The organism is Rhodococcus sp. ACS1, from assembly GCF_002300155.1.
Taxonomy (GTDB): Bacteria; Actinomycetota; Actinomycetes; order Mycobacteriales; family Mycobacteriaceae; genus Rhodococcus_F; species Rhodococcus_F koreensis.
The window spans coordinates 920,416-935,258 of the sequence record NZ_NSDZ01000004.1 but is presented as its reverse complement, the minus strand read 5'-3'; the positions used below and the strand labels follow the sequence as shown (position 1 = coordinate 935,258).

General features: G+C 68.3%; 16 protein-coding genes and 1 pseudogene. 12 read left to right on the top strand and 5 right to left on the bottom strand.

The window, feature by feature from the left end; all coding sequences use genetic code 11:
* Nucleotides 1-223 precede the first annotated feature (223 nt).
* From CJ179_RS16625 to CJ179_RS16615, 3 genes are all read left to right on the top strand, one after another.
* Nucleotides 224-1,501, top strand: coding sequence for an aromatic acid/H+ symport family MFS transporter (locus CJ179_RS16625; protein ID WP_072948011.1), 1,278 nt, complete (start codon nucleotides 224-226; stop codon nucleotides 1,499-1,501).
* Nucleotides 1,502-1,591: 90 nt separating this feature from the next.
* On the top strand, nucleotides 1,592-2,065 hold the full coding sequence (locus CJ179_RS16620; protein ID WP_095862280.1) for a VOC family protein: 474 nt from the start codon (nucleotides 1,592-1,594) through the stop codon (nucleotides 2,063-2,065).
* Between the two features lie 25 nt (nucleotides 2,066-2,090).
* On the top strand, nucleotides 2,091-2,483 hold the full coding sequence (locus CJ179_RS16615; protein ID WP_095862717.1) for a VOC family protein: 393 nt from the start codon (nucleotides 2,091-2,093) through the stop codon (nucleotides 2,481-2,483).
* Here the strand turns inward: CJ179_RS16615 and aztA are convergent.
* Nucleotides 2,464-3,099 carry a zinc ABC transporter ATP-binding protein AztA gene (gene aztA / locus CJ179_RS16610; RefSeq protein ID WP_095862279.1) on the bottom strand — a complete coding sequence of 212 codons (636 nt, stop codon included), beginning with the start codon at nucleotides 3,097-3,099 and terminating at the stop codon, nucleotides 2,464-2,466. The two genes, CJ179_RS16615 and aztA, sit on opposite strands and share 20 nt — an antisense overlap.
* 18 nt (nucleotides 3,100-3,117) lie before the next feature.
* Between aztA and aztB the strand changes: the two genes are divergently transcribed.
* The 4 genes from aztB (at nucleotide 3,118) to aztD (ending at nucleotide 7,428) form a co-directional block, all read left to right on the top strand.
* Nucleotides 3,118-3,972 carry a zinc ABC transporter permease AztB gene (aztB, locus tag CJ179_RS16605; RefSeq protein ID WP_095862278.1) on the top strand — a complete coding sequence of 285 codons (855 nt, stop codon included), beginning with the start codon at nucleotides 3,118-3,120 and terminating at the stop codon, nucleotides 3,970-3,972.
* 12 nt (nucleotides 3,973-3,984) lie between these two features.
* On the top strand, nucleotides 3,985-5,247 hold the full coding sequence (locus CJ179_RS16600) for an ABC transporter (protein ID WP_095862277.1): 1,263 nt from the start codon (nucleotides 3,985-3,987) through the stop codon (nucleotides 5,245-5,247).
* A 5-nt stretch (nucleotides 5,248-5,252) separates the two neighbouring features.
* Nucleotides 5,253-6,164 carry a zinc ABC transporter substrate-binding protein AztC gene (gene aztC / locus CJ179_RS16595; protein ID WP_095862276.1) on the top strand — a complete coding sequence of 304 codons (912 nt, stop codon included), beginning with the start codon at nucleotides 5,253-5,255 and terminating at the stop codon, nucleotides 6,162-6,164.
* Between the two features lie 76 nt (nucleotides 6,165-6,240).
* A complete protein-coding gene (aztD, locus tag CJ179_RS16590; protein ID WP_095862275.1) occupies nucleotides 6,241-7,428 on the top strand; it encodes a zinc metallochaperone AztD in 1,188 nt (395 codons plus the stop codon).
* Nucleotides 7,429-7,437: 9 nt separating this feature from the next.
* Here the strand turns inward: aztD and CJ179_RS16585 are convergent, their stop codons facing one another.
* Entirely contained in the window at nucleotides 7,438-7,857 is a 420-nt protein-coding gene (locus CJ179_RS16585; RefSeq protein WP_095862716.1) for a carboxymuconolactone decarboxylase family protein, read from the bottom strand.
* 43 nt (nucleotides 7,858-7,900) lie between these two features.
* Nucleotides 7,901-8,641 carry a hypothetical protein gene (locus CJ179_RS16580; RefSeq protein ID WP_257015577.1) on the bottom strand — a complete coding sequence of 247 codons (741 nt, stop codon included), beginning with the start codon at nucleotides 8,639-8,641 and terminating at the stop codon, nucleotides 7,901-7,903.
* A gap of 233 nt (nucleotides 8,642-8,874) precedes the next feature.
* Between CJ179_RS16580 and CJ179_RS52735 the strand changes: the two genes are divergently transcribed.
* The 4 genes and pseudogenes from CJ179_RS52735 to CJ179_RS16550 form a co-directional block, all read left to right on the top strand.
* Nucleotides 8,875-9,084: a hypothetical protein gene (locus CJ179_RS52735; RefSeq protein ID WP_143548908.1), complete on the top strand. Its 210-nt coding sequence runs from the start codon at nucleotides 8,875-8,877 to the stop codon at nucleotides 9,082-9,084.
* Between the two features lie 177 nt (nucleotides 9,085-9,261).
* Nucleotides 9,262-9,522: a hypothetical protein gene (locus tag CJ179_RS54025; protein ID WP_373560149.1), complete on the top strand. Its 261-nt coding sequence runs from the start codon at nucleotides 9,262-9,264 to the stop codon at nucleotides 9,520-9,522.
* 8 nt (nucleotides 9,523-9,530) lie between these two features.
* Nucleotides 9,531-10,535, top strand: a complete 1,005-nt coding sequence (locus tag CJ179_RS16560; RefSeq protein ID WP_257015576.1) for a transposase — start codon at nucleotides 9,531-9,533, stop codon at nucleotides 10,533-10,535.
* Nucleotides 10,536-11,115: 580 nt separating this feature from the next.
* Nucleotides 11,116-11,988 (top strand): annotated as a pseudogene (locus CJ179_RS16550) (SDR family oxidoreductase); the annotation flags it as partial.
* Here the strand turns inward: CJ179_RS16550 and CJ179_RS16545 are convergent.
* Nucleotides 11,967-12,569, bottom strand: a complete 603-nt coding sequence (locus CJ179_RS16545; RefSeq protein WP_072948124.1) for a lipocalin family protein — start codon at nucleotides 12,567-12,569, stop codon at nucleotides 11,967-11,969. The pseudogene CJ179_RS16550 and the gene CJ179_RS16545 overlap by 22 nt on opposite strands.
* Before the next feature lie 207 nt (nucleotides 12,570-12,776).
* On the opposite strand from CJ179_RS16545, the gene CJ179_RS16540 reads away from it, so the two are divergent.
* Nucleotides 12,777-13,442 (top strand): fasciclin domain-containing protein, encoded by a 666-nt coding sequence (locus CJ179_RS16540; protein ID WP_095862715.1) that lies wholly within the window; start codon nucleotides 12,777-12,779, stop codon nucleotides 13,440-13,442.
* A 29-nt stretch (nucleotides 13,443-13,471) separates the two neighbouring features.
* Here the strand turns inward: CJ179_RS16540 and CJ179_RS16535 are convergent, their stop codons facing one another.
* On the bottom strand, nucleotides 13,472-14,539 hold the full coding sequence (locus CJ179_RS16535) for an IS110 family transposase (RefSeq protein ID WP_143548907.1): 1,068 nt from the start codon (nucleotides 14,537-14,539) through the stop codon (nucleotides 13,472-13,474).
* Nucleotides 14,540-14,843 lie beyond the last annotated feature (304 nt).

The window sequence follows — 14,843 nt, the reverse complement described above, 5'->3', positions numbered from 1 at the left end:
CCTGGCTCATCGACTCGGTACCCGGTCGATTATCCACACGGGGTTTACCAAGCCTTGACCAACCGGCGGTGATTTTGGGCGCACGCCCAGGTCGGCGGACCGCCCACATGTGGAGTGGCCATGTTTGACAGGCAACTATGGCGCGCCACACAATGAGTGCGCCTACAGAACTAGGGTTCGCATCGCGAACACCCTGCGGAGATCACCGAATGTCGAGGACATCATGACCACTTCCCAACGAAGCGCCGCCCGCGCCTCCACCGCCCTCTGGGTCGCGCCCCTCTGCTGGGTGGCCGTGCTGCTCGACGGGTTCGACCTGGTCGTCCTCGGTGCCGTCATCCCCTCGCTCCGCGAGTACAGCGACTGGAATCTGTCGACGGGCGCGATCACGTTCATCTCGACGTTCGGCCTGGTCGGCATGACCATCGGCGCGCTCGTCATCGGCACGCTCACCGACGTCATCGGACGCAGGCGCGCCCTGCTGTACGCGGTGGCGGCGTTCTCGATCCTCACTCTCCTCTGCGCGGTCGCGCCTAACCCGTTCCTGTTCGGACTGTTCCGCTTCCTCGCCGGTGTCGGCCTCGGCGGCGCGCTGCCGACCGCGCTCGCCCTCGTCAACGAATTCTCGAAGAAGCAGGGCGGCGGATCCGCGTCGACGCTGCTGATGACCGGATACCACGTGGGTGCCGTCGCGACGGCGGCGCTGGCGATCGTCCTGATCGAACCGTTCGGCTGGCGTTCGATGTTCGTCGTCGGCGCCCTTCCCGCGGTGGTCCTGATCCCGCTGATGCTCCGCCACCTCCCCGAGTCCCCCTCGTACCTGCTGTCGCACGGCAAGCGCGCCGAGGCGGAGGCCATCGCGAAGCAGTACGGCCTGGAACTGGAAGCGGCCCCCGCCGCCGACGCTCCCGTCGCGGCGTCGGCGAACCCGGTGCGCGCCCTGTTCTCGCGGCCGTTCCTGCGCAACAGCATCGCCATCTGGGTCACCTCGTTCATGGGACTTCTGCTCGTCTATGGCCTCAACACGTGGCTGCCGACGATCATGCGCGAGGCGGGTTACGACCTCGGCGCGTCGCTGACGTTCCTGCTGATCCTCAACGCCGGCGCGGTGGTCGGACTGCTGATCGCGGGCGGCGTCGCCAACAAGATCGGTCCGCGCACCGCGGCCATCATCTGGTTCGCGGGCGCCGCGGTGTTCCTCGCCCTGCTCAGCGTCAAGGTGTCGTTCGGCATCTACGCCCTGGTGTTCCTCGCAGGCTGCTTCGTGTTCAGCGCACAGGTTCTCGTCTACGCCTTCACGAGCGCCAACCACCCGCCGCAGATCCGCGCGACCGCCCTCGGCTGGTCGGCGGGTGTCGGCCGGGTGGGCGCGATCTGCGGCCCGATCCTCGGCGGTGTCCTGCTGGGCGCCGGCTACGCGGTCCCGTGGGGGTTCTATGCCTTCGCCCTGGTCGGGCTGCTCGGAGCGATCGCCATCTCGTCCACCCGGACGGTGCACTGAACTCCTGACAGCGGTCCGATGAGTTTCGGGCGCAGGCGCGGTCTATATCGGCGAGGATGAACCGACGAGGACCCGCGAGAGGAATGCGCCATGAAACCCATCACCCCCTGTCTCTGGTTCGACACTCGAGGCGAAGAGGCCGCGAAGTTCTACACCTCCCTGTTCCCGAACTCGCGGATCACGGAGGTCACCCACTACGGTCCGAACACTCCCGGCCCGGAGGGACAGGTGCTGACCGTGTCCTTCGAGATCAACGGACAACCGTTCATCGCGCTCAACGGCGGCCCGCAGTTCACGTTCGACGAGGCCATCTCCTTCGAGATCCTGTGTGCCGACCAGGAAGAAGTGGACCGGTACTGGGACGCCTTCACCGACGGCGGCGAGGAGAGCCAATGCGGTTGGGTCAAGGACCGTTTCGGCGTGTCCTGGCAGGTGGTCCCGGAGCGGCTGTACGAACTCATGCGCGACCCCGACGACGCGAAGGTGCAGCGTGCCATGCAGGCGATGCTGAAGATGCGCAAACTCGACGTCGCCGAACTCGAGAAGGCAGCCGAGCAGGCGTGACGCCTACCGACGGGAGGTGGACGGCATGACCGAAGACGGCAAGACCCACATCAACGGGGTGCACACGGTGGCGGTTCCCGTGACCGATCAGGATCGGTCGCTCGAATTTTATGTGGGCACACTCGGTTTCGAGCGTCGCATGGATGCGGAGTTCAGCCCCGGTCAGCGGTGGGTGGAGGTGGCGCCGCCGGGTTCGGCCACGTCGATCGCGCTCGTGCCGACCCGTGACGGTGTCCCGGTGGGCGTCGAGACCGGCATCCGGCTCACCACCTCGGACGCCGACGCCGACCATGCCACCCTGTCGGCGAGCGGCGTCGACGTGGATGCGGAGGTCCTGCGGATGGGCGACTACGTGCCGCCCATGTTCTACTTCCGCGATCCGGACGGCAACAAACTCGTCATCGTCGAAGTGGGGTGAGCGGCATCCCCGCCGACAGGGTCAGCACCTGATCGGCGCGTTCCGCGTCGCCGGAGTCGTGCGTGGCCGTCACGACGATCGCACCCCGCGCGGCCTCTTCGCCGACGACGTCGCCGATCACCGCGCGGGCGTGCGCGTCGAGTCCGGTGGTCGGCTCGTCGAGGAGCAGCAGGTCGCCGCGTTGCACGAGTGCCTGCGCGAGCAGGGCGCGTTGACGCTGCCCGCCCGAGAGCGCGCCGATCGGCCGCGCGCCGAGATCCGCGAGACCCAGCCTGCTCAGCGCCCCGTCGACGGCGTCGCGGTCGCCGGGGGTGAGCCGCCGCCACAATCCGCGCCGTTGCCAGGCGCCCATGGCCACCACCTCACGCACGGTCAGCGGTAGCTGTTCGCTCACCGCATGTCGTTGCGGCACATACGCCGTGCGCAGCCCGTCCGTGCCGTCGATCCGCCCCGACGTGACACGCGCGATGCCGGCGAGGCACTGCAGGAGCGTCGACTTCCCCGAACCGTTGTGCCCCACCACGGCCGTGACGGTGCCCGGTGTGAGGCACACACTCACACCGTTCAACGCCGGGGTCACTCCGTATCGGACCGCGATTTCGCTTACGACAATCATTATCGTTAGATTAGCAGAGTGGAATGGCTACTCGACCCCCTGACGGTGTCCTTCATCCAGCGCGCCCTGCTCGCGGGCATGCTGGTGTCCGTCCTCTGCGGACTCGTCGGCACGTGGGTCGTGTTGCGGGGCATGGCCTTCATGAGCGAGGCCATCTCGCACGGCATGCTGCCCGGCGTGGCAGTCGCCTATCTCGCGGGCGCCAATCTCCTCGTCGGCGCGGCCGCCAGCGCGGTCGTCATGATTCTCGGCGTCGCGTGGGTGTCGAAGAACTCGCGACTGTCCGAGGACACCGGGATCGGCCTGCTTTTCGTCGGCATGCTCGCACTGGGTGTCGTGATCGTCTCGCGCGCACGATCGTTCGCGGTCGATCTCACCGCCTTCCTCTTCGGTGACGTCCTGTCCGCGACGCGCGGCGACCTGATCTGGCTCGCCGCGGCGGCCGCGGTCGCCGGGATCGTCTCGGTGATCGCGTACCGCCCGTTCGTCGCCCTCGTCTTCGACGAACGCAAGGCCCACACCCTGGGGCTGCGGCCCCGGTGGGCGCACCTCGCCCTGCTCGCGCTGGTGGTCCTCGCCGTGGTCGCGTCGTTCCGCATCGTCGGCACCCTGCTCGTGTTCGGACTCCTCGTCGCGCCGTCGGCCACCGCGGCGCTGTTCGGCAGGTCGATCGGCGCCACGATGGCCATTGCCGTACTGCTCGGCTGGTCCGCGACGCTCACAGGACTGATCGTGTCGTGGAACGCCGACACCGCCGCGGGCGCGACGATCGCCGGGCTCGCCGTTCTCCAATTCTTCGTCGCCGCCGTCATCCGGTCGGCATCGCGACGACTCCGACCTGCCATGTCACCCACTCCGATACCCGTTCGATAGATTGAGCCCCGAATGCCGAACACGACCCTCGCCCGCGCAGCGATTGCCGCGGTCGCCGCGCTGACCGTCGGCGCCTGCGCGTCCCCACCGGAGGAGGCGGCCTCCCCCGGCGGCCGGACCCAGCCGGGTAGCGACCTCGCCGCCGAGGCGGGATCCACCGAGGTGGAGGGGCCGGAACCCCGGCTCGTCGTGTCGGACGCCGACTCCGGCCGCGTGACCGTCCTCGACCTCGCGACCGCCGAGACGCTCCATTCGTTCGAGTTCGACAACCCGGCACACGTGACGACGGTGAAGGACCGCTACGCGTTCGCCGTCGACGGCACCGGCGGCGCCGTGCACGTCGTGGACGCCGGCACCTGGACCATCGACCACGGTGACCACACCCACTCGTACACCAAGGACCCGGTCGAACTCGGCGTTCTCGAGGGCGACGGCCCCGGGCGCGTGATCGAGGGCGACGACAAGGTCGCGACGTTCTTCGACGGCGACGGCGTTGCCCGCGTGATCGACTTCGCCGCGCTCCGCAAGGACAGCATCGACGTCGGCACGGTCGTCCGGGCCGACGCCCCGCACCACGGAGTCGCCCTGCCGATCGCCGACGGATTCGTGGTCTCACACTCGGCCGCGACCGGAACCGGCGCGCTCGAATTGCACACCGCAGACGGTGCGGTCCCGCAACGCTTCGACACCGCCTGCCCGAACCTGAACGGCGCGGCCGTATCCGACACGCATGTGCTGGTTGCGTGCGAGGACGGACTGTTCCTCTCGACCACCGGCGACGACACCTGGACGTCGGAGAAGGTTGCGTACCCGGCGGGCATCGGCGCCGCCACCCGTCCCACCGCGCTCCGCGGACACGACGGCCTGCCGCTTCACGTCGCCACCGCGGGGCCGGCCGCCACCAACGACGGGCTGCTGGTCTTCGATGCGCGCACCCGCGCGTGGGCGCACGTCCGGACCCCGGACCGGGCGCTGGACGTCGCGCTCGCGGGCGACGGACGCTCGGTGTTCGCCGTCCTCGCCGACGGCACCTTCCGCGTATACGACGCGCAGTCCGGCGCGGAGACCGCGTCGTCCCGCGTCCTGGCACACCCCTACGACCCGAGCCAGGCATCCTCGACCCCACCGGTGATCGTCGTCGGTGGCACCCGCGCGTACGTGTCGGATCCCGCGTCGAAGTCGGTGGCCGAGATCGACTTCCGGGACAATGCCCGGGTCGCGCGAATCCTCGACGTCAGCGTCTCGGCGTCCACCCTCGGCGTGGTCGGGCTGTGACGAGGATGCGGCGCCTGCTGCCGCTGGCCCTCCTGACCGCACTCGCGGCGCTGCCGGTGACCGCGTGCACGCCGGGCTCGTCCGACGGGCCCGTCGTCGTGGTGACCACGAACATTCTGGGTGACGTGGTGCAGAACGTCGTCGGCGACCGGGCCGACGTGACGGTGCTGATGCCGAGGGGCGCCGATCCCCATTCGTTCGAGATCTCCGCCTCGGATGCCGCGCGGGTGGAACGCGCCGACCTCCTCGTGTCGAACGGGCTCGGCCTCGAGGAGGGAATCGGCAAGACCGTCGACGCCGCGCGCGCGGAGGGAGTCCCGATCCTGCAGATCGGTGAGGCCGTGCGGCCGATCGAGTATCGCTCCGGAAAGTCCTCGGGCACCATGGATCCGCACGTCTGGACCGATCCTGACCGCATGCGGGACACGGTCGCCCTGATCCGCGACGCGGTGATCGAACACGTGCCGGACATCGACGCGGATGCCGTCCGCACGAACGCGGACGGCTACGCCCAGGAACTCGCGGAACTCACCGCCCGAATGACGGACAGGTTCGCGACCGTCCCGCCCGATCGACGCAAACTGGTGACCAACCATCACGTGTTCGGCTATCTGGCACAGCGTTTCGGCTTCGACACGATCGGGGCGGTGATTCCCAGCGGGACCACCCTGGCGTCGCCCAGCGCGTCGGACCTGTCGGACCTGGCCGCGACCGTCACGGCGGCGAGAGTGCCCGCGATCTTCGTCGACTCCTCCCAGCCCGATCGACTCGCACAGGTGCTGGCGTCGGAAGCACGCGTTCCGGTGGACGTGGTCTCGCTGTTCACGGAATCACTGGGTGAACCCGGCTCGGCGGCAGGCACGTACATCGAGATGATGGATTCCAATTCCCTGGCGATCGCGCAGGGGTTGTCGTAGTCGATGCATCGCCACATGCACACTTACGACTTTGACAACCGTTTGCAAAAAGGGTTACTTCTCATGGGTGACCCTTATGCGTAGACCCCGACCCACCGCCGTTGCCGCCGTGGCACTCTCGGCGGCACTTCTCACGTCCTGCTCCACCGACTCCGGCGCGGCCGAAGCGACCACCACCGACTCGGCCACGCCACGCCTGGCACTGAGCTACGACGGCGGGGTGCTCGTCCTCGACGCGCAGAGCCTCGACGTGGTCGGCTCGGCCGAGGTGGACGGCTTCACCCGGCTCAACCCCGCCGGCGACGACCGGCACGTGCTGATCAGCACCGGCAACAGTTTCACCGCCTTCGACACCGGAACCTGGACCGACGGCGGCAGCCACTACACCGCCGCACCCGCACTCACCGACGTCGCGTTCGAGGCGAAGACGCCCGGGCACGTTGTCCGGCACGACGGCAAGACCGTGCTGTTCGACGACGGCACCGGACTGGTGCGCGTGTTCGACCCGGCCGCACTCGCCCAGGGCACCCCGGACACCACCGAGTTCACGACCCCGGAAGCACATCACGGTGTGGCCGTGGAACTCTCCGACGGCAGCCTGCTCACCACCGTCGGCAACGAAGACGAGCGCACCGGCATCGTCGTACTCGACCGCGACCGTAAGGAGATCGCGCGCAACGAGGACTGCCCCGGCGTGCACGGGGAGGCCGTCGCCGCCGACGAGACAGTGGTCGTGGGATGCCAGAACGGCCTGCTGATCTACCGGGACGGCGTCATCACCAAGGTGACGAGCCCCGACCCTTACGGGCGCATCGGCAACCAGGCGGGCGACGAGAACTCCCCGATCCTGCTGGGCGACTACAAGACCGACCCGGACGCCGAACTCGAACGCCCCGAACGGGTCTCCCTCACCGACACCGCAACGGGACAGCTCACCCTCGTCGAGCTGGGCACCAGCTACACGTTCCGGTCACTCGGGCGCGCCCCGCACGGTGAGGCCCTCGTCCTCGGCACCGACGGCGCCCTGCACGTGATCGACCCGAACACCAAGGCCGTGAGCGGCACCGTCGACGTCCTCGATCCGTGGACCGAGCCGGACCAGTGGCAGTCGCCGCGTCCCGCGCTGTACGTGCAGGACCACACGGCCTACGTGACCGATCCCGCGAACAAGAAGATCCACACGATCGACCTCGACACCTGGTCCGTGTCCGGACACGCCGATCTGCCGGAGACCCCGAACGAGATCACCGGTGTGACAGGCTGAGTCGGGTCGTCAGTCCTGGGATTCGAGCGGTCCCAGTTCCGCGTCGAGCGCCTCCTGCACTACGGCCATCGCCGACAGACCGGCGGGGGCCCCGCAGTAGGCGCTCGCGTGGATCACCGCTTCGACGATCTCGGTGCGGGTCAGACCGTTGCGCAGTGCACCCCGCACGTGGCCCTTCAGCTCACCGTGCGCCCGCAGCGCGATGAGCATGCCGAGGTTGAGGAGGCTGCGGCTGCGACGGTCCAGCCCCGGCCGATTCCACACGGCGTCCCAGACGTGCTCGGTGACGAATTCCTGCAACTGCTCACTGTCGGTCCCCGCGGTCCGGGTGAGCGCCCGCTCGACGAAGTCGTGACCCATCACCTCACGCCGCACCGTCAGACCCGCCTCGACGGCCGGGCTCCGCTTGCCGGTTTCTTCACTGGTCATGGGTTCACTCCTGTTCACGGCGTCCGCGTATTCAGGGGTCACTCTACGAGTCGACTCGATCGGAGTGGACGACCGAGGTGACGCCGCGGGCGGAGTACGCGTGCGGGAGGTGCTCGAGCCCACCCTCGTACCGCAGTCTGCGCGGCAGGAGTCCGTCGGCGGGGTTGACGGTCGCGCGAGTCCGCGATCCGGCGACCCACGACCGCCGGCGTCCGGGCCGCGACACGGGCGCGGTCGCGTCACCCACCCTGACCACGTGCGGCGTGCCGCCGAACCGGATCCGCGCATAGCCGAGCGCGACTGCCAGGGCGTCGTGCACCCCGGCCGCCGTCGCAAGACCGCGCTTCCCGGTGCTCAGCCCGTGCCCGGGGAGATCCGCGACGACGACGTTCACGCCGCTCTCCGCCAACTCCACGGCGAGCGGAGTGAGATACCGCGCGTGGAGTCCGGGCGGCGCGGGCAGCACCACGGTGGCTGCGCCGCTCGACACCACGGTGGCTGCGCCGCCCGACCGTGCCGCGTGGACCTCGGCGTGCACGGCTCCGGTGGCCGCGGGAATCTGGACGTGTTCGAGGCCGCGGCCGTCGACTCCGACGAATTCGGACGCCGGCTCCAGCGCGGCCTCGCAGGCGATGCGGCGTTCCAGGGCATCCTCTCTGCGCAACAGGGGTTTCCCCTGCAGCAGGATCATGACGGCCGCCGACTCCCGGGCAGTCAGCGTCGGCGCCCAGCCGGTCGCCTCGGTGAGGCGCGTCGAATCGACGACGGTCTCGCCCGCCGTCACCCACTGTCCGGAGTAGATATCGCAGAGACACCGTTGACTGGCTGGTTGGTGGTGGATCAGCAGATGTACGTGATCGGCGTCGCCGTTGCACTCGCTCAGCGGTCACACCGAACTTGTCACACCCCTCTGCCATGATCTCCTCACAGTGAGTGAGCATCGGATCAGAGCGCCTCGCCGATACTCTTTGGACCACAAAATATTCGACCCGGCGCGCGGTGAAGGGGGGTGCGGGTGTGAAACGGGTGGTGAAGATCAAACTCGCACCCACCGACACGCAGGCGCGTGCCCTGCACGAGACTCTGGTGTTGTGTAACACCGCCGCCGACGTGGTGTCGCGAGTCGCGCAGGCGGTCGAGGATCGCCGAGGCCACCGGTTCCGGCGGCCCGACCTCGACACGGCGCTGCGCCACCAACTCGGCCGGTTCAGGACGGACGAGGGGTAGCGTGCCCCGCGTCGTACGCCGCCACGACCCGCTTCGGGGCGGTGAGACGCCACGCCTCCTGGATCGACGTCGTCCTCGTTCGCGATCACCACCTCGTGCGCTTCCGGCAACGCCAGCATCATCGCGCGCACGTCGTGTTCGGTGGGCGACCAACCGACGTTCCGGGTGCGCAAGAAGATGTTCGGCCTCGTCGGGTACGGCGCGCCCACCGTCTGCCTCAAGGCGACGAAGGAAACGCAGGCCGCGCTGCTGCAGGAGGATCCCGACGTGTTCCTGGTCGCACCGTTCTTCGGACGGTGGGCCCCGATCACCGACAGCCCGGACCGCGGCACGCTCAGACGAAGGCGAACTCGTCGCCGGCGTGGAACTTGGCGAGCGATTCGGAGACCGACCGCCGCGACGGCGGATGGAAGGCGAACGCGTGCACGGCGGCGGTGAGGTAACCGATGTCGGAGGACTTGGCGTTGGGGCTGTCGGCGCAACCAGCGGTCCGCACGATCAAGAAGGTCGCGGACGCCTACGCGACGCGAGCCGCGAACCTCGCAGCCGGGAATTACGGCCCGCGTGGCGGCAAGCGCGCCACGGATATCGCCGCCACGGCGATCGGGTTCCGCGCGTTGGCGGCGCAACCGTTCGATGATCGGTGCCTCTCCTGGCAACAGCAGGATTCGACGATCAGTATCTGGACGAGCGAAGGCCGACTCAAGGCGGTGCGGTACGTGTGCGCGCCGTGGCAGCGCGAACTGCTGGAGCACCGTTGCGGTGAAACAGATCTCGTGTTCCGCGACAACATGTGGTTCCTCTACGCGGCTGTCGACGTCCCGACACCCGAACCGGTGGTGGTCCAGGAGTTCCTCGGCGTCGATCTGGGGATCGTAAATCTCGCGGTGACCTCCGATGACACTGCTGCGTCGGCGGACTGGTCCGGTGGGGCGGTCACGGCGCGCCGCACCAAGTACGCGCGGACCCGGCGGGCCCTGCAGAAGGTCGGGTCGAAGTCGGCGAAGCGGAAGCTGCGACGGCGTCGTGACAAGGAGCATCGGTACGCCACCGATATCAACCATCAGATTTCGAAGACCATTGTTGCTCAGGCGCAACGCACCGGTCGTGGGATTGTCCTGGAAGACCTTTCCGGGATCCGCGAGCGGGTACGGCTGGCCAAGGCTCAGCGGCAACAACTGCACTCGTGGGCGTATGCACAGTTGCGGGACTTCGTGACCTACAAAGCCGTGTCGGCGGGCGTTCCCCTGGTGGTGATCGATCCACGTAACACCTCGCGGACGTGCTATCCGTGCGGACACGTCGACAAGGCGAACCGGACCACACAGGATCGGTTCGTGTGCCGGATGTGCGGGCATGCCGATCAGGCAGATCACAATGCCGCGTTGAACATCGCCTACCGCGGGTATGTCCAGTACACGATTACGACGCGAAGTCATCGGGCCGTCTAATCAACCGGCCTACAGTCGGCGGGTCCCTGACAGCCAGTCAGGGGCGCGACTGGCAAATCCGGCCCGGCAGGGCCGGATACGTTGATAGCCATCGATACCAATCTCCTCGCGGTGTGCACGATCGGGATACCTCCATTGGTCCGGAGCGTCGCCGATCCGATTTGGTGACCGACGCCGACCAGGCAGGTCTGATAGGCCATCGCTCGTGCCCCTGTGGATATTTCGGAATATCCGGATTGAAAACAATTCGAGGAGTGTCATGACCGCATTGATGGCCCGTGAACACGCAGCGCTGACGTCCTTTCTGCTCGACCTCGCCACCTACCTTGACGAGTCACACCTGCTCACCCTCGACAGCAGAGACAGCGGAGCGATCGGTCGCTTCGGGGCTCAGGCGGCACCGCACTGGCCATCTCCAAAGAATCCGGCGGGCTGGGGCCGTGCGAGTGCAGCGGGCGATCGGGAGCAGGGTCACCCTCATTGGGCGCGGCCACCACCATGCACCATGTGTCGCTCGCCACCCTCAACGGTTCGCGCAGGAAGCAATGGACGAGGACCGATCCTCGCCGGTGCCGAAAGCGACCGCACGTTCGACATCGGTGGCCCCGACGTCCTCCGCTACGGCGAGATGATGCAGACGTACGCCGAGGTCGCCGGTCTGCGTCAGCGTCGCATCCTCGTCCTCCCGGTGCTGACCCCGAAACTCGCGGGCCTGTGGATCGGTCTGGTCACCCCGATCCCCCGCTCACTCGGGCGGGCCCTGATCGAATCACTCCACAACGACGCCGTCGCAGGCGAGCACGACATCGACGACGTGATCCCGCCGCCGAAGGCCGGCCTGACGACGTACCGGGACGCTGTCCGATTGGCGTTGCGGCGCATCGACAACGGCGAGGTGGAGACGACGTGGGCCAGTGCGTCCCCGGTCGGCGCCCCCTCCGATCCGTTGCCGTCCGATCCCGACTGGGCCGGTGAGGTCGTCTACACCGACGAACGCACCAAGGGCTGCGACGCCGACGCCGCAACGCTGTGGACCGTCGTCGAGAGCATCGGCGGCGAGAACGGCTGGTACTCCTTCCCACTCGCGTGGTCCGTGCGCGGCTGGCTCGACCGCGTCGTCGGCGGCGTCGGGCTCACGCGGGGACGCCGGAACCCGAAGCAGCTCAACACCGGTGACCCCCTGGACTTCTGGCGGGTCGAACGCATCGACCGGGGGTCGCTGCTCCGGCTGCGCGCCGAGATGCGGGCACCGGGCGGGGCGTGGCTCGAATGGACCGTCCACAGTGTCGATCCCGACCGGTCCCGGCTCGATCAGCGCGCCATCTTCTTCCCGAAAGGGTTGGCCGGGCGGCTGTACTGGTACTCGATCCTGCCGTTCCACGGAATCATCTTCAAAGGCATGATGGAGAACATCACCGGGTCGGCGGCCCGTCAGACCGTGCAGAGCGGCTGAATCCCCTCTCTGCCACCGGTGGTCGGGGACGTCAGCAACAGGCACGAGTTGTAGCCCCGCGATTCCACCACCTGCCGGATCTGCTGCCACCCCGCGTCGTCGACCGCCGGAGTGCGGGAGAGCACGAAACCCGACACCCGTGCCGGGTCACCGACCAGCGCCCACGAATAGTCGTCGGCGATGTAGGTGACCACATAGTTGGTGGGACCGTCCGCCGCACTCTGGAACGGCACGTCCGGGAAACTCACGTGGAGTTGCGCATTGGTGACCGGATCGTTGACGCGCGCGTTGCCCGTGATCCCGTTCGTCCCACCCGCCCACGTGGTGCACCTGTTGGCGACGCTGACGTTCGACGGGTCGATCAGTCCGTACGTCGCCCTCGTGTCCCGCGCGCAGTCGAGATTGAACGGCTGTGGCACAGCGGCCAACTGATACCACGTGCCCAGGTACCTCTGGACGTCGAGGGATGGTACGGGGGCGAGCGCACCCGGTTGAGCGTGTGCGGGGCCGGCCGCCAGCAGCACAGCCGCGGCGGCGGCCGACAGCGCGGCGGCGATCCCACGGACCTTCGACGGTGTCATCTCGAATCCTTTCAACATCATGCGGTCGACGAAAACGGGCAGCCGAAACAGAGGGCCGGCGCAGCACCCTCTCTCGGGGTATTCGATGCCCATTCCGGATCGGATGGGTCGCTGCGAGAGAACTTTCGACCCATCCGTTCCGAAGACCGCTCCGAATGCCTGTCGATGGTGCTCCCCCGCACTCACACCGGAGAGAGGCAATTTCTGATGAAGATCACCACACGAGTCCTGGCAGTCGCCGCGAGCACGTCCCTGGTCCTGCTGGGCGCGGCGTGTTCGTCGGACGACAGCGGCTCGTCCAGCAGCGGCTCCGCTTCGGAGGCGATGACGTCCGAGTCGATGTCGTCCGGTTCGATGACCTCGTCCGCGATGGCCGATCCCGCCGCCAACCTGGTCGGCCCGGGCTGCGCCGAGTACGCGAAGACGGTTCCGGACGGCGCAGGTTCGGTCAGCGGAATGGCGCAGGATCCGGTCGCGACGGCCGCGTCCAACAACCCCCTGCTCACCACGCTCACCGCCGCGGTGTCCGGTCAGCTCAACCCGCAGGTCAACCTCGTCGACACGCTGAACAGCGGGCAGTTCACGGTCTTCGCGCCGGTGGATGCCGCGTTCGCGAAGGTCGACCCGGCCACGATCGAGACCCTCAAGACCGACCCGGCCCTGCTCACCAAGGTCCTGACGTACCACGTGGTCCCCGGCCAGATCGCGCCGAGTGACATCGCCGGCGAGCACACGACCGTCGAGGGCGGCACGGTCACCGTCACCGGTTCGGGTGACGACCTGAAGGTCAACGACGCAGGCGTCATCTGCGGCGGCGTCCAGACCGCCAACGCCACGGTGTACCTGGTCGACTCCGTCCTGATGCCCCAGTAGGCACCCCCCACGTGATGCTCCTATGAGTGTCAACCCGGGTTTGCGGGGTTGAGGAGGGCGAAGATTTCTCGGGCGACGGCTCGTTTGAGGCAGCGGATGATGTCGCGTTTGCTTTTGCTTTGGGCGAGTCGTTTGTCCCGGTAGGCGCGGGTGCGGTCGTCGTACTTGAGTCTGGAGAGCACGATCACGTGCAGTGCCCGGTTGGCTTGCCGGTCACCGCCCCGGTTGAGGCGGTGCCGGGTCGTCTGCCCGGACGACGCCGGGATCGGGGCGACCCCGCAGAGGTTCGCGAAGGCACCCTCGGAGGTGATGCGGCCCGGGTTGTCGCCGGCGGTGATCAGCAGCTGGGCGGCGGTCTCGACACCGACGCCGCACCGTTCGAGCAGCCGTGGTGCGGTGTGGGCGACCAGGGCCGCGATGTTCGTGCGCAGGGCCCGACCCTCGGCGGTGAGGGCGCGGATCCGGCGGGCGAGGGACCGCAACGCCGTCTTGACGGCCGCGGTCAGGTCGCCGGGGACGATCGGGCCGGGACGCAGCGCGGCACAGGCGGCGAACAGGGCGGGGTCGGACAGCCCGCGCAGGGCGGCGCGGAGGGGTTCGGGTGCGTTCACGATCATCGCCTTGAGGGTGGTGATCGCCTCGGCCCGGGACTTGATCACGCTGCGGCGGGCGTTGTGCAGGAACCGGATTGCCTCGACGTCCCCGCCGTGGGTCTTGGGGACGGTGGTGGCGCGTCCGGTCAGGGCCGCGGTGGCGGCGGCGTAGGCGTCGAGCGGGTCGGATTTGCCGTGCCGCCGTCGGGAACGACGGTCGGGGCGGTCGACCTCGACGACGGTGAGGCCGGCGTCGTGCAACACGTGGGTGAGGCCGGCGCCGTAGCTGCCGGTGCCCTCGACACCGACGGAGGCGATGATGCCGGTGCCGGCGAGCCAGCTCAGGAGTTGGTGGTAGCCGGCGTCGGGGGCGGGGAACTCGCGGTCGGCGAGGGGGCGACCGAGGTGGTCGACGATCGCGGCGTGGTGGGTGTGTTTGTGGGTGTCGACGCCGGCGTGGATGGTCAGGCTGACATCCGGCGGGGTTTCGGTCATGCTGGTCATGGCTGTCCCTTTCATCTGGTGGCCACGCACCGGTCGGGAACGGCGGACAACTCAGTGATGGGACTTGTCGAAGTCAGGCTCCTATCAGGTCACTCCGCCCGACCGGCCGCGTGTGTTCGTCGACGCGGTCGGTCGACACATCACGTGAAGGACAGTCCTTGCGGGCGTCAGAGTGGCAACGAGTCAGACCGGCCGCGTCAACGAACCCAACCAGTATCACTGAGTGGGAAAGCGTGGTCCGGCACGCTTTCCCACTCACGTGCGGGTGCGGGGTCCGCCCATCCGATGCACAGTCAGCTCCGAA